This is a genomic window from Dactylosporangium sp. NPDC049742, assembly GCF_040674675.1.
GTDB classification, from domain to species: Bacteria; Actinomycetota; Actinomycetes; order Mycobacteriales; family Micromonosporaceae; genus Dactylosporangium; species Dactylosporangium maewongense.
Genome location: NZ_JBFANF010000061.1, coordinates 46,706 through 64,224, shown reverse-complemented (window position 1 = coordinate 64,224; position 17,519 = coordinate 46,706). Strand labels below are relative to the sequence as shown.

At 73.6% G+C, this 17,519-nt stretch carries 16 protein-coding genes; 6 read left to right on the top strand and 10 right to left on the bottom strand.

Features of this window, described 5'->3' with window-relative positions; genetic code table 11:
* The first annotated feature begins 50 nt into the window (after window positions 1-50).
* Both AB0J72_RS45990 and AB0J72_RS45985 read left to right on the top strand, forming a co-directional pair.
* Entirely contained in the window at window positions 51-1,478 is a 1,428-nt protein-coding gene (locus tag AB0J72_RS45990) for an MFS transporter (RefSeq protein WP_363411856.1), read from the top strand.
* Between the two features lie 138 nt (window positions 1,479-1,616).
* Window positions 1,617-2,204: a hypothetical protein gene (locus AB0J72_RS45985; protein WP_363411854.1), complete on the top strand. Its 588-nt coding sequence runs from the start codon at window positions 1,617-1,619 to the stop codon at window positions 2,202-2,204.
* A gap of 28 nt (window positions 2,205-2,232) precedes the next feature.
* Here the strand turns inward: AB0J72_RS45985 and AB0J72_RS45980 are convergent, their stop codons facing one another.
* From AB0J72_RS45980 to ileS, 9 genes are all read right to left on the bottom strand, one after another.
* Window positions 2,233-2,655, bottom strand: a complete 423-nt coding sequence (locus AB0J72_RS45980; protein WP_363411852.1) for a hypothetical protein — start codon at window positions 2,653-2,655, stop codon at window positions 2,233-2,235.
* The gene (locus tag AB0J72_RS45975) at window positions 2,652-3,068 is read right to left on the bottom strand and encodes a MarR family transcriptional regulator (RefSeq protein WP_363411850.1); all 417 of its coding nucleotides are present in this window, start codon (window positions 3,066-3,068) and stop codon (window positions 2,652-2,654) included. The genes AB0J72_RS45980 and AB0J72_RS45975 overlap by 4 nt, the downstream gene beginning before the upstream one ends.
* A 27-nt stretch (window positions 3,069-3,095) precedes the next feature.
* Window positions 3,096-4,106: a hypothetical protein gene (locus AB0J72_RS45970; protein WP_363411848.1), complete on the bottom strand. Its 1,011-nt coding sequence runs from the start codon at window positions 4,104-4,106 to the stop codon at window positions 3,096-3,098.
* Window positions 4,099-4,443: a hypothetical protein gene (locus AB0J72_RS45965; RefSeq protein ID WP_360561379.1), complete on the bottom strand. Its 345-nt coding sequence runs from the start codon at window positions 4,441-4,443 to the stop codon at window positions 4,099-4,101. Before AB0J72_RS45965 ends, AB0J72_RS45970 begins: the two co-directional genes overlap by 8 nt.
* A 45-nt stretch (window positions 4,444-4,488) precedes the next feature.
* Window positions 4,489-5,829 (bottom strand): HAMP domain-containing sensor histidine kinase, encoded by a 1,341-nt coding sequence (locus AB0J72_RS45960; RefSeq protein WP_363411846.1) that lies wholly within the window; start codon window positions 5,827-5,829, stop codon window positions 4,489-4,491.
* A complete protein-coding gene (locus tag AB0J72_RS45955) occupies window positions 5,829-6,485 on the bottom strand; it encodes a response regulator transcription factor (RefSeq protein WP_363411844.1) in 657 nt (218 codons plus the stop codon). The genes AB0J72_RS45960 and AB0J72_RS45955 overlap by 1 nt, the downstream gene beginning before the upstream one ends.
* A 63-nt stretch (window positions 6,486-6,548) precedes the next feature.
* Entirely contained in the window at window positions 6,549-7,688 is a 1,140-nt protein-coding gene (locus AB0J72_RS45950) for an SPFH domain-containing protein (protein WP_363411842.1), read from the bottom strand.
* Window positions 7,689-7,699: 11 nt separating this feature from the next.
* Window positions 7,700-7,936, bottom strand: a complete 237-nt coding sequence (locus AB0J72_RS45945) for a hypothetical protein (protein WP_344502370.1) — start codon at window positions 7,934-7,936, stop codon at window positions 7,700-7,702.
* A 190-nt stretch (window positions 7,937-8,126) separates the two neighbouring features.
* On the bottom strand, window positions 8,127-11,261 hold the full coding sequence (gene ileS / locus AB0J72_RS45940; RefSeq protein WP_363411840.1) for an isoleucine--tRNA ligase: 3,135 nt from the start codon (window positions 11,259-11,261) through the stop codon (window positions 8,127-8,129).
* 85 nt (window positions 11,262-11,346) lie between these two features.
* On the opposite strand from ileS, the gene AB0J72_RS45935 reads away from it, so the two are divergent.
* Together AB0J72_RS45935 and AB0J72_RS45930 are read left to right on the top strand one after the other, a co-directional pair.
* On the top strand, window positions 11,347-13,617 hold the full coding sequence (locus AB0J72_RS45935) for an EAL domain-containing protein (RefSeq protein ID WP_363411838.1): 2,271 nt from the start codon (window positions 11,347-11,349) through the stop codon (window positions 13,615-13,617).
* Between the two features lie 28 nt (window positions 13,618-13,645).
* Window positions 13,646-15,022: a condensation domain-containing protein gene (locus AB0J72_RS45930; protein WP_363411837.1), complete on the top strand. Its 1,377-nt coding sequence runs from the start codon at window positions 13,646-13,648 to the stop codon at window positions 15,020-15,022.
* Here AB0J72_RS45930 and AB0J72_RS45925 read toward each other — a convergent pair.
* A complete protein-coding gene (locus AB0J72_RS45925) occupies window positions 15,001-15,780 on the bottom strand; it encodes a methyltransferase domain-containing protein (RefSeq protein ID WP_363411835.1) in 780 nt (259 codons plus the stop codon). The two genes, AB0J72_RS45930 and AB0J72_RS45925, sit on opposite strands and share 22 nt — an antisense overlap.
* A 101-nt stretch (window positions 15,781-15,881) precedes the next feature.
* On the opposite strand from AB0J72_RS45925, the gene AB0J72_RS45920 reads away from it, so the two are divergent.
* On the top strand, window positions 15,882-16,634 hold the full coding sequence (locus AB0J72_RS45920; protein WP_363411833.1) for an MBL fold metallo-hydrolase: 753 nt from the start codon (window positions 15,882-15,884) through the stop codon (window positions 16,632-16,634).
* Window positions 16,631-17,221 carry a VTT domain-containing protein gene (locus tag AB0J72_RS45915; protein ID WP_363411831.1) on the top strand — a complete coding sequence of 197 codons (591 nt, stop codon included), beginning with the start codon at window positions 16,631-16,633 and terminating at the stop codon, window positions 17,219-17,221. The genes AB0J72_RS45920 and AB0J72_RS45915 overlap by 4 nt, the downstream gene beginning before the upstream one ends.
* The last annotated feature ends 298 nt before the right edge of the window (window positions 17,222-17,519 follow it).

Here is a 17,519-nt window from a genome sequence, read left to right as displayed (position 1 = left end):
CCGCGACGGTGGCTTCGTACACGAGCCAAATCCGCCGCAGAGTCGTCGGCATGCGAAAATGGTCCCCCCTGCTTGCCGTGTGCATCGGCACGTTCATGCTGCTGGTCGACGTCACGATCGTGACCGTGGCGCTGCCGGCCGTCGCCGGCGACCTGCACGCCTCGCTCGACGGGCTGCAGTGGGTCCTCGACGGCTACGCGCTCGCCCTCGCGGCCCTGCTGCTCGGCGCGGGCGCCCTCGCGGACCGGCACGGCCGGCGCCGTATGTACCTGGCAGGCACGGTCGTCTTCGCCGCCGCGTCGCTGCTGTGCGCGGTCGCGAACAGCGCCGGGCTGCTCATCGCCGCGCGGTTCCTGCAGGGCGCCGGCGGGGCCGCGATGTTCGCGACCACCGTGGCGCTGCTCAGCGTCACGTACAGCGGCAAGGACCGCGGCGTCGCCTTCGGCATCTGGGGCGCGGTCAACGGCGCCGCCGCGGCGGCCGGGCCGATCGTCGGCGGGCTGCTCACCGAGCACCTCGGCTGGCGCTGGATCTTCCTGGTCAACCTGCCCGTCAGCCTGCTCGCCGTGTGGTTCACCGTCCGTGGCGTCACCGAGTCGAAGGGCCGCCCCGGCACCCGCTTCGACCTGCCCGGCACCGTCGCGTTCACGCTCAGCGCCGCGGCGGTGACGTTCGCGCTCATCCGCGGCGGCGAGGCGGGGTGGACCGCGCCGTCGACCCTGGCCGCGTTCGGGATCTCGGCGGTGGCGCTGGCGGCCTTCGTACTGATCGAGCGCGCGACCGAGCAGCCGATGCTGGACCTGCGGCTGTTCCGCAGCGCCTCGTTCGGCACGCTGATGGTGGCGGCGGTCCTGGTGCAGGCGGCGGCGTTCGCATACCTGCCGTTCGTGACCGTGTGGCTGCAGGAGTTCCTCCACAAGGGTCCGGTCGACGCGGGCCTGCTGGGCGCGCTGCCGATGAGCATCGCGTCGTTCGTGGTCGCCGCGCTGGGCGGCCGGCTGCTGCAGCGGATCGCGCCGCGCTGGACGGTCGGCATCGGCCTGCTGCTCATCGCCGCCGGCGACCTGCTGCAGGCGCGCCTCACCGCCTCGAGCCCGGCGACGGCGCTCATCCCGGGCCTCGTGGTGGCGGGCGTCGGCGTCGCGGCCGTGCTGCCGGTCCTGTCCTCGGCCGCGCTCGCCGCCGCCCCGCCCGAACGCAGCGGCATGGCCAGCGGCGCGGTGAACACGTTCCGCCAGCTCGGGTTCGCCCTCGGCGTGGCCGTCTTCGGCGCCGTGTTCAGCCACCGGCTCGCCGCCCACCAGGACCCCCGCGCCGGGGTGGCGGACGCGCTCAACCAGACCCTGCTCGTCGCGGGCGGCCTGGCCCTGCTCGCGGGGGTGCTGGTCCTGCTCCTGGTCCGCCACTCCGCCGCCGCGCCTTCGGCCGGCCGGCCGGTCGCGCCGGCCCCGGCCGCGGCCACGTCCGGCGGTCATTGACCCGGCCACGTCCGGCGACCGACCCGGACGGGCCGCGATGTACCGGCCTGTATCCGGGATCCGCGCCGGGCGTACGCGGCGCGGCGACGATGGCAGGCAACGGGGGCCGGCCCGGTCTCGCCTACCGAAGGGGAGCAGATGCGAGCACTCCTGGAGACCCGGTGGCTGCGGACGCTGCTGCCGGTCGTCGTCGCCGCGCTGTCCGGGGTGGTGGCCGCCACCCCGGCGGCCGCCGCCCCCGACCCTCCGACGGCTCCGCAGGTCTCGACGCAACGACCGGTGATGAGCCCGGCCGAGCCCAGGATCTACAACACCCACTCCGACAGGTGCATCGGCATCGCCAACGTCCTGGCGGCGATCTACACCTGCACGAAGAACGCCGACCAGCGCTGGCACGTGGGCGCCTGCCACCAGTACTTCCCGGACTTCTGCACGATCGTCAACCAGCGGGGCGAGTGCCTGGCCGTCGACGGCGGCCGGATCGAGACCGGGCGGCGCATCTGGGGCTTCCCGTGCAGCTACAGCCCCGACCAGTACTGGACGGTCCCGGTCCTCAACGGCACCGCCCTGCGGAACCTCTCGCCGCTGGCCGGGTTCGAGTGGAACAACGGCAACCCGTGGATCCTCGCGGTCCACAGCATCCGCACCGACAACGGCGCACCGGTCCTGCTGTGGCGGTGGAACTCCTCGGCCGACCAGTGGTGGGACATCAACTACACCTACTGACCCCTACGAAGCGGACGGCCGGGCGGGGTCAGTGCGCGCCGGCGGGGATCGGGCGGAGGTCGGGCTCGACCCAGCCGGTCCTGGCGGCCTCCGACGCCAGGGTGGCGGAGCGGTAGAAGCGGGTCAGGAGGCGCTTGTCGAGCAGGTCGGGGAACCTGGCCAGGAACGCGTCGAAGTCGTCCTCGCCGGGCTCGTCGTGGCAGGCGACCAGCTCGACCCAGGCGCGGCTGACGGTGGCGTGGTACTTCTGCGGCACGCCGGCGTACCTGGCGGTGCGGCGGATCCCGTCGCTGACCAGCTCGACGGCCGCCGCGGTGCCGTGGCGCCGGACCGCGAGCCAGGTGACGTGGACGTGCTCCCGGTGGCCGAACCGGTCGCCGGCGCCGACGACCTCGGCGAACAGTGCCTCGAACGGCCCGGCGGCCGCCCGCGGCTCCTGGGCGGGGCTCATGTCAGGGCCCGTAGGACGGTGAGGGCGGCCTCGACGGTCCCGGCGGGCAGGTCCGCCAGGGCCTCGCGCTCCAGGTCGGCGATGGCCCGGCTGACGACGGCCGCGGTGGCCGCGCCCTCGGCGGTGAGGGTGACGAGGACCGCCCGGCGGTCGCCGGGGTGCGCGGCGCGGGTGACGAGGCCGCGCCGCTCCAGGCGGTCCAGGACGCCGGTGAGCGTGGTGGGGCGGGTGCCGGTGGCGGCGCCGAGGTCCGAGACGGTGCGGCCGGCGCCCTCTTCCGGCCGGTCCCCGGAGGCGGTGAGACCGAGGTTGCCCAGGGCGTTGAGCTCCGACGGGGTCAGGTCCAGGTCGGCCAGGCGGGCCGACAGCACCTGCAGGGTCGCGTGGGTGGCACGCTGCAGCTCAAGTATCACGGTTTCGGATTATACGGATCCGTAGCATCAGGGCAACGCGTCGACCCAGGCGTCGTCGAGATGGTCGGCGTACGGGCCGCCCGGCGGGTCGACGGTCCACACGTGGATCATCTCGGGCAGGGTCGTGGCGAAGGTGAGGCCGGGGCACGAGCCGAACGGCGACACCACCCCGAAGCCCGGCGGGAGCAGGCCCACGCACACGTCGTGCGCGTGCCAGCGGGCGCCGCCGATCGAGGGCCCGGCCGCGCCGGCGACGGGGACCTGGAACACCACGCCCAGCAGGATCGCGCGGTCCGGGCGGACGGCGTAGACGAGCTGCTCCGGCGCGGCGGGGTCGAGGACCCGGCCGTCGTGCTGGTGGCCCTTGTGCTCGAAGTGCACCTGCGTCCCGGTGCGCGGGCCGGTCGCGTGGTATCCGTCGGCCTCGGCGGCGGGCAGCGAGGCGTAGCGGGCGGTCGCCGCGCGGACCCGCACCGCGAGGTCCCGGGCGGCGGCGCGCTCGACGGCGGAGGGCGGCGGGCCGGCCGGGCGCCGCACCGTGCCGGCCTGGATGCGGTCGGGGCCGTCGTGGTCGTGGGCGGCGAGGGACACGGCCCACATCGCGGTGCCGAACACCAGCACCAGCGCCACCGTGCCCACCCGCGCCAGGAAGCGCCGGCAGGAGACGGCGAGCAGCGCGAGCTCCAGGCACGCGACCGTCAGGGCGACCTGGTCGGGGGCCACCGCCCGTACACCCGACGCCGCGACGAACAGGAGCAGCTGCGCCGGCACGAGGAACCCGGCCTGGACCCGCCACGAGCGGCCGGTGAGGCAGCGCACGGCGAGCCACCCGAAGAGCCCGGCGGACAGCACCGAGCCGAGCGGCCACGGCAGTCCGATGTGGACGACGGCAAGGGTGCCGAGCAGGCCGGAGCACCAGCGGGCCTCGGAGCCGGCCCGGCGCCAGGCGGGGAGCTGGACGAGCAGCAGCGGCGACGCGACCAGCAGCAGCAGTGCGACGCGGTGCGCGGGGGCGACGCCGAGCCAGAAGTCACGCACGGGCCGTCACCCGACGCGCGCACAGCACGAGCACCGTCAGCGGCAGGGCGAGGGTGGTGAGCAGGCCGGTGAGGTTGACGGTGAAGTCCAGTTGCGGCAGCAGCCCGAGCAGCAGCTGACCCTCCCAGCCGGCCACCGCCAGGACCTCCGCGACGAGCGTCGCGACGAGCGCCCAGCGGCGGCGCTCCAGCAGCGCACCGAGGGTCATGAGCAGCGCGGCGTGCGCGACCGGCGCGACCGCGTACACCGGGTTGAACCCCATCAGCGTCAGCATGCCCAGGGTGCCGGTCAGCCCCAGCGCGCCCTGCAGCAGGAGCAGTCCCCGCAGCACAGCCATGCCTGCCATGCTCGCCCCCGGCGATGAGCCGCGGATGAGCGGAAGCTAAGAAGACGATGAGAGCGGCAGGTCCGCGACGAACGACGCGCCGCCGGTGGCGTTGTTGGCGGCGACGATCGTGCCGCCGTGCGCGTCCACGATGGACAGTGCGATGGCGAGGCCGAGCCCGGCGCCGGGGCCGGTGCGGGCCTCGTCGCCGCGGTGGAACCGTTCGAAGATCTGGCGTTCGGCACCGGGCGGGATGCCGGTGCCGTCGTCGGTGACGTTGAGCTGCGCCCGGTCGCCGCGCTGGGTGACGGTGACCCACACGTTGCCGCCGGTGGCCGAGTACTTCACGGCGTTGTCGAGCAGGATCCACACCAGCTGGGTGAGCGCGTCGGGTGAGCCGTGCACCGGCGGCGCGGGGGTGATCGCGCGGTGGAAGTGCCGGTCGGGGTGCTGCGCCTCGGCCTGCCGGCACACGTCGGACACGAGCGCGCCGAGGTCGACCGGCCGCAGCTCGAGACCCGACGCGTCGGACCGGGCGAGGGTCAGCAGGTGCTCGACGAGGCGGCTCATCCGCGCGCTCTCCCCGGCGATGTCCCGCACCGCCGCGGCCACGTCCTCGGGCGCCGCGTCCGGGTGCCGCCGCAGGAACCCGGCGTTGTTGCGGATCGTGGTCAGCGGCGTGCGCAGCTCGTGCGACGCGTCGGCGACGAACCTGCGCTGCGCGGCGTAGCTGCCCTGCAGCCGCTCCATCATCGTGTTGAACGCGGCGGTGAGCCGGCCGACGTCGTCGGCGGCCGGGGCCGGCGGCAGCCGGCGGGTGAAGTCCTGCTCCCGCCCGATCTCCTCCACGTGGCCGGTGAGCTGCCGCAGGGGTTTGAGGGCGCGGCCGGAGACGAGCCAGGTGGCGCCGGCCGCCGCGGCGAGCGACAGCACCGCGTAGACGCAGACCAGCACGAACAGCCCGCGCCGGTCGTCGGTGACCTTCCGGGTCGTCTGCGCGGCGACGACGTGCCCGCCGGCGGCCTCGCGCACCGCGACCCGCACGGGCACCCCGATGTCCACGGTGGACCTCGGGGTCAGCGTCGCCGTCGCCGGTACGGGCGGCAGCCGGCCGTCCAGCGCGCCCGTGCTGACGAGCACCCGCCCCTGCGCGTCGAGCACCAGGACGAAGATGTCCGGGCTGGTCCGCACGTCGACCGCCGCGGGCGCCGGGCCGTCGGCGGCGGCCGGCAGGCGGGTCATGGACCGCGCGACCTCGTCGGCCCGCTTGCCCAGGGCGGTGTCCTGACCGGTCGCGGCGCCGGCGGCGAGCAGCAGGTACACGGCGGCGCAGAACAGCCCGAGCACGGCACCGGCGACGCCGAGCCCGAACAGGGTGATGCGCAGGCGGATCGACATCACGGCGCCTTGAGCACGTAGCCGACGCCGCGGACCGTGTGCAGCAGGCGCGGCTCGCCGAGCTTGGCCCGCAGGTAGCCGACGTAGACGTCGACGACGTTGCTGGCGCTGGCGAACCCCATGCCCCACACGGCGTCGAGCAGCTGCCCCCGGCTGAGCACCTGCCGCGGGTGGGTGAGGAAGTGTTCGAGCAGCCGGAACTCCAGGGCCGTCAGGTCCAGCGGCGTGCCACCGCGCCGGCACTCGTGGGCGCCCGGGTCGAGCCACAGGTCGTGGAACTCGAGGCTGTCCTGCCTGGTCCGGCGCAGCAGCGCACGGACCCGCGCGAGGAGCTCGTCGGGCTCGAACGGCTTGACGAGGTAGTCGTCGGCGCCGGCGTCGAGCCCTTCCACGCGGTCGGCGGTCGTGTCGCGGGCGGTGAGCATGAGCACGGGCAGGTCCCGGTCGGTGGCCCGCAGCCGCCGGCACACCCCGACGCCGTCGAGCCCCGGGAGCATCCGGTCGAGGACCACGAGGTCGGGCCGTTCGTGGGCGACCGCGTCGAGCGCCGCCGGCCCGCTGCCGGCAACGGTGACGCGGTAGCCGCTGTACACGAGCGCCCGCCGCAGCGAATCCGCGAGCGGCGGGTCGTCGTCGACCACCAGGACGTGCACCACGGCAAGCATCGTAGTTCCGCGGTGCACGGTGTTCCTGGTGCAGCAGAAGTACGCGGCGGGAGGTCAGGCGGCTTCGCGGCGGGCGAGCGCGGTCGACGGGGTGGCGGGCTCGGCGGCGGGGACGGCGGTCATACCCTTGCGCACGGCGTCCAGCAGGGCGGTGCCCTGGGCGGCGAGGGACGCGACGACGCTGTTGAGGCCCTCGGCGCCGTCCAGGACGGTGAGGTTGGCGCCCTGCAGGCCCTCCGCGGCGGCGCGGAGCAGGTCCGGCAGCTGCTCGATCATCATCTGGTCGAGGGCGATGCGGCCCTGCGCGGCGGCGGCCTCCGCGGACAGCTTCGTGGCGTCGGCGTCGGCCCGGGCCAGGGTGCGGATCCGCTCGGCCTCGGCCTCCGCCGGGCGAATGACCTCGGCGACGAGCTCGGCCTGGCGCAGCTCGGCGCGCTTCGCCGCGACGATCGCCTGCTCGACGAGGACGTGCTGCTGGGCCTGGGCGGCGGCGAGCGGGCCGGCCTGCGCCGCGGTCTGCTGGGCCTGGTCGATCTCGGCCTGGTAGCGGGCCTGGGCGATGGCGGTCTGCCGGGCATACTCGGCCTGGTTGCGCTTGCTCTCCTGCTGCGCCATCGCGCTGGCCTGGTCGGCGACGGCCTGGGCGACGTTGGCCTCCTGGTTGACCCGCGCCTGGTGCGGGGCGGCCAGGGCCTTGATGTAGCCGACGCCCTTGTCGTGGATGCTGCTGATCTGCAGCGAGTCGATGTCCAGGCCGATGCGGGCCATCTCGGTCTTGCTGGCGTCGACGATCGCGTCGGCGAGGGTCTGCTGCTCGCGGATGATCGCCTCGACGGTCATGCTGCCGATGATGCTGCGCAGGTGCCCGCTGAAGATCCGGCCGACCAGGACGGGCATCTGCGTCTGGTCGCCCTGGAAGCGGCGGGCCGCGGCCGCGATCGACTCGTGGTCGTCGCCGACCTTGAAGGCGATGACGGCCTGGACGTGCAGGGTGAGGCCCTGCTGGGTGTAACAGTCCTCCTCGACCTCGGCCTCCTGCATGGCCAGGGTCAGCCGGGACGCCTTGGAGAAGATCGGGACGACGAACGCGCCGTGCCCGGTGACGATCTTGAACGGCAGGGCATCGACCCCCCGCTGCCGCCGGCCGCTGATCAGCAGCGCTTCGTTGGGGGCGGGCACACGGTAACCGAACATGGTGGCCTCTCTCAGCCAGGGGTGGTGTGGTCACCGGGCATCGGCGGCCACGGTTCGACGTCGACCTGACGCGCGCCGCGGAAGTGGATGACGAGCACGTGAGCGCCGGCCGGCAGCGACTCGGCGGCGTAGGCCAGATAGTGGTGCGGCACGCCCTGGACCACGACCCGGATCTCCCCGGGCCGGTCTCCCCCGCGGACCGCGGTGACCACCACGCCGACCTTGCCGACCAGCGACTGACCACGCACCGGCTGCTCCCAACCCCGTCGACCGCTCCGCGCCCATCGCGTGCCGTGACGTGTGCGATCCAGATTCTGCTCCTGTCGCACCACCCCGTGTGACCCGGCGAGGTGTGTCCTGCGAGACACCCCGGAACACCCGGAACACCCCCGGGTGGCACCCCGCGGACGGCGGGATGCCACCCCCTGTTCGGGTCGGTCAGGCCTTGCGGAGCCAGAAGGTGAGGCCGAGCGAGTCGTCGGTGAAGGGCACGGCGCCGGGCCAGGACGGCTCGCCCTCGGCGCACGTCGTGGCCAGGACGTCGTCGGTGACGAGGTCGCGGTGCTCGGCGAGGGCGAGGGCGGTGTCGTCGCGGGTGGTGGTCCAGGCCAGCTCGATGCGGTCGACGACCTCGAGGCCGCTGGACTTGCGGGCCTCCTGGACCTGCCGGACGACGTCGCGGGCCAGGCCGGCCCGCTCCAGCTCCGGGGTGAGCCGCAGGTCCAGGGCGAGGGTCGCGCCGGAGTCGGCGGCGACGGTCCAGCCTTCCCGTGGCGTCTCGGTGATGAAGACCTCGTCCGGCGTCAGCTCGACGGGCGCGCCGTCGACGACCACGGTGGCGGTGCCGGCGGACCGCAGCGCATCCCGCAGCGCCAGGGCGTCCGCGGCGGCGACCGCCTTCGCGACGTCCTGGACGCCCTTGCCGAAGCGTTTGCCGAGGGCCCGGAAGTTGGCCTTGGCGGTGGCGTCGACGAGCGACGAGCCGGCCGCGCCGACCGGCACGATCGAGCCGACGTTGAGCTCCGCCGCGATCTCCGCGAGAAGCTCGGCGGGCAGCTGGTCGAAGCCGGCCGCGGAGGCGAGGGCCCGCGACAGCGGCTGGCGGACGCGGATTCCGGAGTCGGCGCGGGCGGCGCGGCCCAGCTCGACGAGCCGGCGGGCGAGCGCCATCTGCCCCGACAGCGCCGGGTCGATCAGGTCCGCGGCGACCGGCGGGAACGCGGCGAGGTGCACCGACGGCGGCGCCTCGGGGGACGCGGGCACGACGACGTCCTGCCAGACCCGCTCGGTGATGAACGGGACGATCGGGGCGAGCAGCAGCGTCACCGTCGTCACGACCTCGTGCAGGGTGGCGAGCGCCGCGGGGTCGCCGCGCCAGAACCGGCGGCGGTTGCGGCGCACGTACCAGTTGGAGAGGTCGTCGACGAACGCGGCGAGGAGCTTGCCGGTCTCGTGGGTGTCGAACGCGTCCATCGCGGCGTCGACCCGGCCGACCAGGGTGTGCAGCTCGGACAGCACCCAGCGGTCCATGACCGGCCGGTCGGCGGGCGCCGGGTCCGACGGCGACGGGGTCCAGCCGGCGGTGCGCCCGTACAGCGCCTGGAACGCGACCGTGTTCCAGTACGTCAGCAGGGTCTTGCGCACGACCTCCTGCAGCGTCGTGTGCCCCACCCGCCGCGCGGACCACGGCGAGCCGACCGCGGCCATGAACCAGCGCACCGCGTCGGCGCCGTGCAGGTCCAGCAGCGGGATCGGCTCCAGGATGTTGCCGAGGTGCTTGGACATCTTCCGGCCGTCCTCGGCGAGGATGTGGCCGAGGCAGACGACGTTCTCGTAGGAGGAGCGGCCGAAGACGAGCGTGCTGACGGCCATCAGCGTGTAGAACCAGCCGCGGGTCTGGTCGATCGCCTCGGAGATGAACTGCGCCGGGAAGCGCCGCTCGAAGACGTCGGCGTTGCGGTACGGGTAGCCGAACTGCGCGAACGGCATCGCCCCCGAGTCGTACCAGGCGTCGATGACGTCCGGGACGCGGGTCGCGGTCGCGCCGCAGTGGCAGGCGAACGTGACCTCGTCGATGAACGGCCGGTGCGGGTCGAGGTCCGCCAGGTCACGACCCGCCAGCTCACTCAACGAGGCCAGGGAGCCGACGCAGGTCAGGTGGTTCTCCGGGCAGCGCCAGATGGGCAGCGGCGTCCCCCAGTACCGCTGCCGGGACAGCGCCCAGTCGACGTTGTTGACGAGCCAGTCGCCGTAGCGGCCGTGCTTGACGCTCGCCGGCTGCCAGTTGGTGCGCTCGTTCTCCCGCAGCAGGTCGTCGCGGACGGCCGTGGTCCGCACGTACCAGGAGGGCTGCGCGTAGTAGATGAGTGCCGTGTGGCAGCGCCAGCAGTGCGGGTAGCTGTGCTCGTACGGCACGTGCCGGAACAGCAGCCCCCGCTCGCGGAGGTCGTCGACGAGCGGGCCGTTCGCGGTGCGGAAGAACATGCCGCCGACCAGGTCCAGCTGCGGCTCGAACGTGCCGTCGCGGCGCACCGGGTTGACCATGGGCAGCCCGTACGCGCGGCAGGAGGCGAGGTCGTCGGCGCCGAACGCCGGCGACTGGTGCACGAGGCCCGTGCCGCTGTCGGTGGTCACGTACGACGCGAGGATCACGATGTGCGCGTCGGGCACGTCGACCAGTTCGAACGGCGGCCGGTAGGTCCACCGTTCGAGGTCCTTGCCGCTGTACGACTCGCCGGTGAGCGTCCAGGCCTCCTTGTCGGACTCCCCCAGGACGGTCGCGACGAGAGGCTCGGCGAGCAGGAGCTGCTCGGTGCCGTCGGTCGCGACGACGTACGTGACGTCCGGGTTGACCGCGACCGCGGTGTTGGACACGAGGGTCCACGGCGTCGTCGTCCACACCAGCAGCGACACGCGGCCCGCGAGGGGGCCGGAGGTGAGCGGGAACCGCACGAACACCGACGGGTCGACGTCGGTCTCGTACCCCTGGGCCAGCTCGTGGTCCGACAGCGCGGTCTGGTCGCGCGGGCACCACGGCGCGACCCGGAAGTCCTCGACGAGCAGCCCCTTGTCGAAGATCTGCTTGAGCGACCACCAGACCGACTCGATGTACGGCGGGTCCATGGTGCGGTACGCGTCGTCCATGTCGACCCAGTAGCCCATGCGGTGGGTCAGCTCGGCGAACGCGTCGGTGTGCCGGGTCACCGACTCGCGGCACTTCGCGTTGAACGCGGCGATGCCGTAGTCCTCGATGTCCTGCTTGCCGCTGAAGCCGAGCTCCTTCTCCACCGCCAGCTCGACCGGCAGGCCGTGGCAGTCCCAGCCGGCCTTGCGCTCGACGTGGTAGCCCTTCATCGTCCGGTACCGCGGGAACACGTCCTTGAAGACCCGCGCCTCGATGTGGTGGGCGCCGGGCATCCCGTTGGCGGTCGGCGGCCCCTCGTAGAACACCCATTCGGGACGGCCGCGGGACTGCTCGAGGCTGCGGGCGAAAATGCCTTCACGCTGCCAGAACCGCAGCACGTCATGGTCGAGGGCGGGCAGGTCCACCTGCGCGGGCACGGGCCGGTACATGTCAGGGCATCCTACCGGCCGGGTCGGCTCAGCTCCGGGCGGGCGCTGCCGATGTGCAAGCGGAATGATCGAGCAGCAGTCACCGGTGTCATCGTCGCGGCGCCTCGTCGCGGCGGTCGCCGCCTGCCTGCTCGCCGAGGTGCTGTGGACGGCGCTGTTCGCGGCCGGGGTGCCGGTGCCCAAGGTGCTGGCGTTGCTGACGGTCCCCCTGGCGCTCGGCCTGGCCGCGCTCATCGCCCGCGCCGCCGCCCGCGCACCGGGACTGCCCGCGGCGGGCCGCCGGTTCTGGCGGCTCATGACCGCCTCGATCGCGCTCATCGGCGTCGGGGCGACGATCATGGGCCACGCCAGGCTGCACCCTGAGGATCCCGACGCGCTGCGGACCGTCCAGGCCTCGGCGCCGGCGCTCGTCGCGGGCGTCGGGCTGGCGCTGTACGCGCTGCTGCGGCTCCCCACCCGCAGCATGACCCGGGGCGAGTGGATCAGGCTCGGGCTGGACGGGCTGACGGTCCTCATCAGCACCGCCACGTTCCTGTGGCACCTGGCGCTGCGGCCGATGCTGGAGCGGCACACCGACGTGCGGCTCGCGCTGGGCCTGCTCCTGCTGTCCATGACCTGCCTGGTGGCCCTGGTCGCGGTGATGAAGGTCGTGCTGCTCGGCAGCGGGCCGGTCAGCCCGCGCTCGATGCGGCTCATGGCCGTGGCGGTCCTCGTGGGCGGGCTCGGGTCGCCGCTGATCGCGTCGCCCCGGTGGGTGGGTCTCCAGCCGATGATCACCCTCGTCGAGGCGCTGCTGGTGGCGTTCGCGGGGTCCGTCGCGGTGTCCGTGGGGGCCGCGCCGGCGGCTCGGGCGGCGCCGTACAGCAAGCTGCCGTACTTCGCGGTTGCGGCGACGTCGCTGCTGCTGGCCGCCGTCGCCTACGGCGACCACACGGACGTCGGCCCGGTGGCGACCGGCGCGATCGCCGTCAGCGCCGCCGTCGGGCTGCGGCAGCTGGTCGCGCTGCGCGACAACACGCGGCTGCTCGACTCCGTCCGCCGACACGAGCAGCGGATGCGGTACCAGGCCAGCCACGACGCGCTGACCGGGCTGGTGAACCGCGCCTGCTTCGCCGAGCTGCTCACCTCGGCGCTGGTCGGCCAGGGGCCGGTCGCGGTGCTCCTGATCGACCTCGATGACTTCAAGGTCATCAACGACACGCTCGGCCACGGCGTCGGCGACGAGGTCCTCGTCACGGTCGCGGAGCGGCTGCGGCGGGCGGTCCGCCACGACGACGTGGTCGCCAGGCTCGGCGGCGACGAGTTCGCGATGCTGCTGCGCGACGTGGACGCCGTGCCCGCCGTCGACGTCGCCGGCCGCATCCACGACGCGCTCGGCACCCCGATCCACACGACCGGGCACGAGCTGCTCATGCACGCCTCCGTCGGCGTCGCGACGTCCACGCCCGGCGACGTGCTGGAGACGCTGCTGCGCAACGCGGACCTCGCCATGTACGCGGCGAAGGAGCGCGGCAAGGGCGGCCACTTCGTGTACGTGCCGGGCATGACGACCCGGATCGTCGCGCACGCCGAGCTCGGCGCCCAGCTGCGCGACGCGATCGACGCGGGCCAGCTGTTCCTGCTGTACCAGCCGATCGTGCGCCTCGACGACGGGCGGACGGCCGCCACGGAGGCCCTCGTGCGGTGGCGGCACCCGTCCCGCGGCGTCGTGCCGCCGCTGGAGTTCATCCCCGCCGCCGAGCAGACCGGCCTGATCGTGCCGCTGGGCCGCTGGGTGCTGCGGGAGGCGTGCCGGCAGCAGGCGACGTGGCTGCGGGACCTCGGCACGGCCGCGCCGCAGTCGGTGAGCGTCAACGTCGCCGGCCGGCAGCTGACCGACCCGCAGTTCGTCGCCGACGTCGTCGCCGCCCTCGGCGACGCGGGCCTCGACGCGCGGCACCTCACCCTGGAGGTGACCGAGACGGCGGTGCTGGACAGCGCCGAGGCGGTCGCGGCCCTGGAGGCGGTGCGCGGCCTGCGCGTGAGGCTGGCCCTCGACGACTTCGGCACCGCCGCCTCGTCACTCGGGCTGCTGCTGACGTGCCCGGTCACGTCGCTCAAGCTGGACCGCACGTTCGTCGCCGGGATCACCACCGTCGCCCGGCAGGAGGCCGTCGCGACCGCCGTGATCCGCATGGCGCAGGCACTGGACCTGGCCGCGGTCGCCGAGGGGATCGAGACGCAGGAACAGGCGCGGATGCTGCGGCACCTCGGCTACCGGTTCGGTCAGGGTTATCTGTACGCGCGGCCACTCCCGCCGGGCGAGGTGGCCGCAATGTCCGCTCCAGCCCTTGCGGGCCGCAATCCATCGATATGATCACCGTCAATCTTGATTGGGGGCGGTCGTGGTTTCCTACATCCAGGTCTCCTTCGAGGGTGCCGGCGCCGGCACCGGCGGGCTCGCCTGGGGGCAGCAGCAGGTGTGGCGGGCGATCGTCGAGGTCGGCACCTCCATGAGCATGGGCGGTGCCGTGCCGGTCACCGACGGCCGCACCGTCGAGGACATCGCCGCCGAGCTGAGCTTCCTCATGAGCCGCTACGCGGCGCTGCGCTCCCGGCTGGTCTTCACCGAGCCGTGGCACGCCACCTCGGTCGACGCCTGCCACCTGGTCCAGCAGGAGATCGCGGCGGAGGGCACGGCGGTCCTGGAGGTGCACGACGCCGGACCGGACGAGGACCCCGCCGAGATCGCCGGCGCGCTGTTCGCGGCGTGGAAGGCGCGCAACTTCGACTACGCGCACGAGTGGCCGATCCGGGAGGCCGTGGTGCGCCAGGGCGGCGCCGTCACGCACGTGGTCGTGCAGATCAGCCACCTCGTCGCCGACGGCAGCGCGCTCGGGACGATGATCCGTTCACTGTTCTCGCGGGAGTCGCCGTACACGGCGACGCAGCCCCTCGAGCTCGTCGCGGCGCAGCGCTCGTCCACCCGGACGACGGACGCCGCGATGCGCTACTGGGAGGCGGCCCTGCGCCCGCTGCCGCCGCGGCGCCTACCGGCCGCCGTGGACCGCGGTGAGCCCCGGTGGCGGCAGGTCGTGTGGCGTTCGACCACGCTGCTGCTGGCCTCGCAGCGGGCCGCCGCGCTGCTCGGCACCGACACCGGTTCGGTGCTGCTCGCCGCGTACGCGGTGGCCTGCAACGAGGTGACGGGGCGGACAGCACCGTTCGCCACGCAGGTCATCGTCAGCAACCGCTTCCGGCCCGGCCTGGCCGACGTCATCAGCCCGCTCGCGCAGAACGGGCTCGCCGTCCTGGACGTCAGCGGGGTCCCGGCGGGTGAGGCGGTCGACCGGGCCCGCCGCGCATTCCTGAACGCCTCGAAGCACGCCTACTACGACCCGGCGGCGCGGCTGGCCCTCTTCGACCGGCTCGGCGGCGTCGACCTCGCGGTCTTCTACAACGACCGGCGGGTCGGCATCCTCGAGGCGCAAGGCCCCGTGTCCGAGGTGCCGACCGCGGCGGACGTCGAGGCGGCGCGGCCGCTCACCGCGCTGGTGTCGGAGCGGCCGCTGCCGTTCTTCAACGAGCAGCTGATGGTGAACGTCGACGACGTCGTGGACACGGTGCAGCTCACCGTCGAGGTCGACACCCACCACCTCGCGGTCGAGGACCTGCACCGGATGCTGAACGCGATGGAGGCCTTCGCCGTCGCCGCCGCGCTGGATTCGGTGGCGGCGCTCGGTCAGGCCGGCGCGCTGGATCAGGCGGTGGCCTCGACGTAGATGCTCTCGTCGTTGCGCAGGACCTGGTCGAGGTCGGCGACGTCCTGGCGGGCGCCCTCGCGGTAGGAGCGCACCGCGATGCCCTCCGGGTCGAAGCCGGCCGTGGTCAGCACGTACTGGAGCTCTTCGAGGTCGTAGATCCAGCGGTGCCCGTACACGTAGAACAGCTGGTTGAACATGAACGCGCCGCGCGGCGGCATCTTCGGCGCGACCCCGGTCAGCGCCCGGTCGACCCGGCGGCGGTGCTTGCCGAAGAAGCCGTCGCCGTTGACGTAGCTCTGCGCGTAGATCTTCAGGTCGGGCGTGGTGATCCGGACGAACCCGCCCGGCTTGAGCACCCGCTTGACCTCCTTCAGCCACGCGATGCCGACCTTCATCGACACGTGCTCGATGAGGTGCTCCGCGTACACCCAGTCCACGGCGTCGTCGACGATGGGCAGCGGCTGGGAGATGTCCATCTCCGCGAAGAACGCCGAGCCGTCGACCCGGTAGATGTTCCCCCGCTCGGAGGTGAGCTCCGGGCTGCTGACCGCCACCAGATCGGTGCCGAGCGCCTGCGGGTGGTCCGTCTTGAACGCGGCGAACTCGATGCCGGTGATGCCCAGCTGGTCCAGCTGCTCCCGGGTGATGAGGTCCGTTTTGAGCAGCAGCTCCAGCTTCTCGCACCTGCCGAGGTCGGCGGTGAACGAGTCGACCACCGCCTCGATCCCCTGCGGGTCTTCCCAGTCCCAGGCTAAGGCCGCTGCATCGGTTGACATCGTTACGGAGTCCCTCCACAGAAAAGTTGATTGATCTAAACATGTCGTGCTGTGGCCTACAAGCAGCGGAGGGTGACAGCCCGTCGGGCAAGATTGGCACCATGAACATCACCTGGTGGGGGCATGCCACGGTGGCGGTGGCCGACCACGGCACCACGATCCTGACCGACCCGGTGCTGCGCAACCGGCTGGCGCACCTGCAGCGCCGGCGCGGCCCCCGGCCCGTCCTCGACACGGCGCCGGACGCGGTCGTCATCTCCCACCTGCACGGCGACCACTGCGACCTGCCGTCCCTGCGCATGCTGCCGCCCTCCACGCGCATCATCGCCCCGCGCGGCGCCGGCGCCTTCCTGCGCTCCCGCCTCCCCCGTTCGCGCGACATCGTGGAGATCTCCGCGGGCGAGTCCGTCGAGGTCGGCTCCCTGCGCGTCCGCGCGGTGCCGGCCGCGCACGACGGCCGCCGTAACCCTTCGTCCCGCATCCGGGCGGCCGCCCTCGGCTACGTCTTCGAAGGCACCCGCACCGCCTGGTTCGGCGGCGACACCGGGCTGTTCGACGACATGAAGTCCTTCGGTCCGCTGGATCTGGCGCTGGTACCGGTGTGGGGCTGGGGCTGGACCCTCGGCGCCGGCCACCTCGACCCGGCGGGCGCGGCCGAGGCGATGCGCATCATCAAACCGGCGCAGGCCGTCCCGATCCACTGGGGCACCCTCTGGCCCGTCGGCTGCGGCCGTGTCCGCCCCGACCGCTTCCACCGCCCCGGCGACGAGTTCGCCGCGCTGACCGCCACCGCCGCCCCGAAGACCGACGTGCACGTCCTGGCCCCCGGCGAGTCCCTCACGGTGACCGCGTGACCACCTTCGGGGCCCTGCTCGCGGCCCTCGCCGGCCTCTTCGCGGTCGTCGCCGCCGGCTCGACGGTCCCGATCCTGCCGACGGGCGCCGCCGTCAGCGCGACCGCCGTCGTCGCCGCGCACCGCAGCCCCCTGGCGGTGCTGCTCGTGGTCTGCGCGGGGGCCGCCGGCGCCTACTGCGGCGACGCCGGCACCTACGCCATCTGCCGCGCCGGCGGCGAGGCGCTGACCCGCCGGCTGCGCATCCTGCGCCAGCCGCTGCACCTCGCCGAGACCGTCAAGCAGCGGCTCACCGAAAACCCGGTGAGCGCGCTCCTCGTCTCCCGCCTGGTCCCCGGCGGCCGCATCCCGGTCCTGCTCACCGCCGCCATCGTCGGCCTCTCCTGGCGCCGCTTCGCCACAGCGAACGTGGCCGCCTGCGCCCTGTGGTCCGTCACGTACGCCGCGATCGGCCTCCTCGGCCGCAGCGTCTTCCCGCAACCCTGGCAGGGCGTGGTGGCCGCCCTCGTCATCGCCCTCAGCGCCACCCAGCTGGCCAGCTGGCTCCGCCACCGCCGCGACCGCCCCCAGAGACACCTTGACGCCTGAGCGAACGCAGTAGACTACGGACAGCGAGAAGCCGAAGATCGATTTCTTTCGGTGGGGTAAGGTGCAGCAAGCGGCCCGGCACCACCGCCGACCTCCACCCCGAACCAGCCCCGCCCGCTCTGACCTGCCCGTCCAGCGGACCGACCCGAGACCAACCAGCGACGCCCCACGACCCGCGCGCGATAACCTGCGCGCGCGATGGAGCCTACGGCCTGCGCGCGGGAGCCTACGGCCTGCGCGCGGGAGCCTACGGCCTGCGCGCGGTGGAGCGCCCAGCGCGCGATGCAGGCAAGCCCGA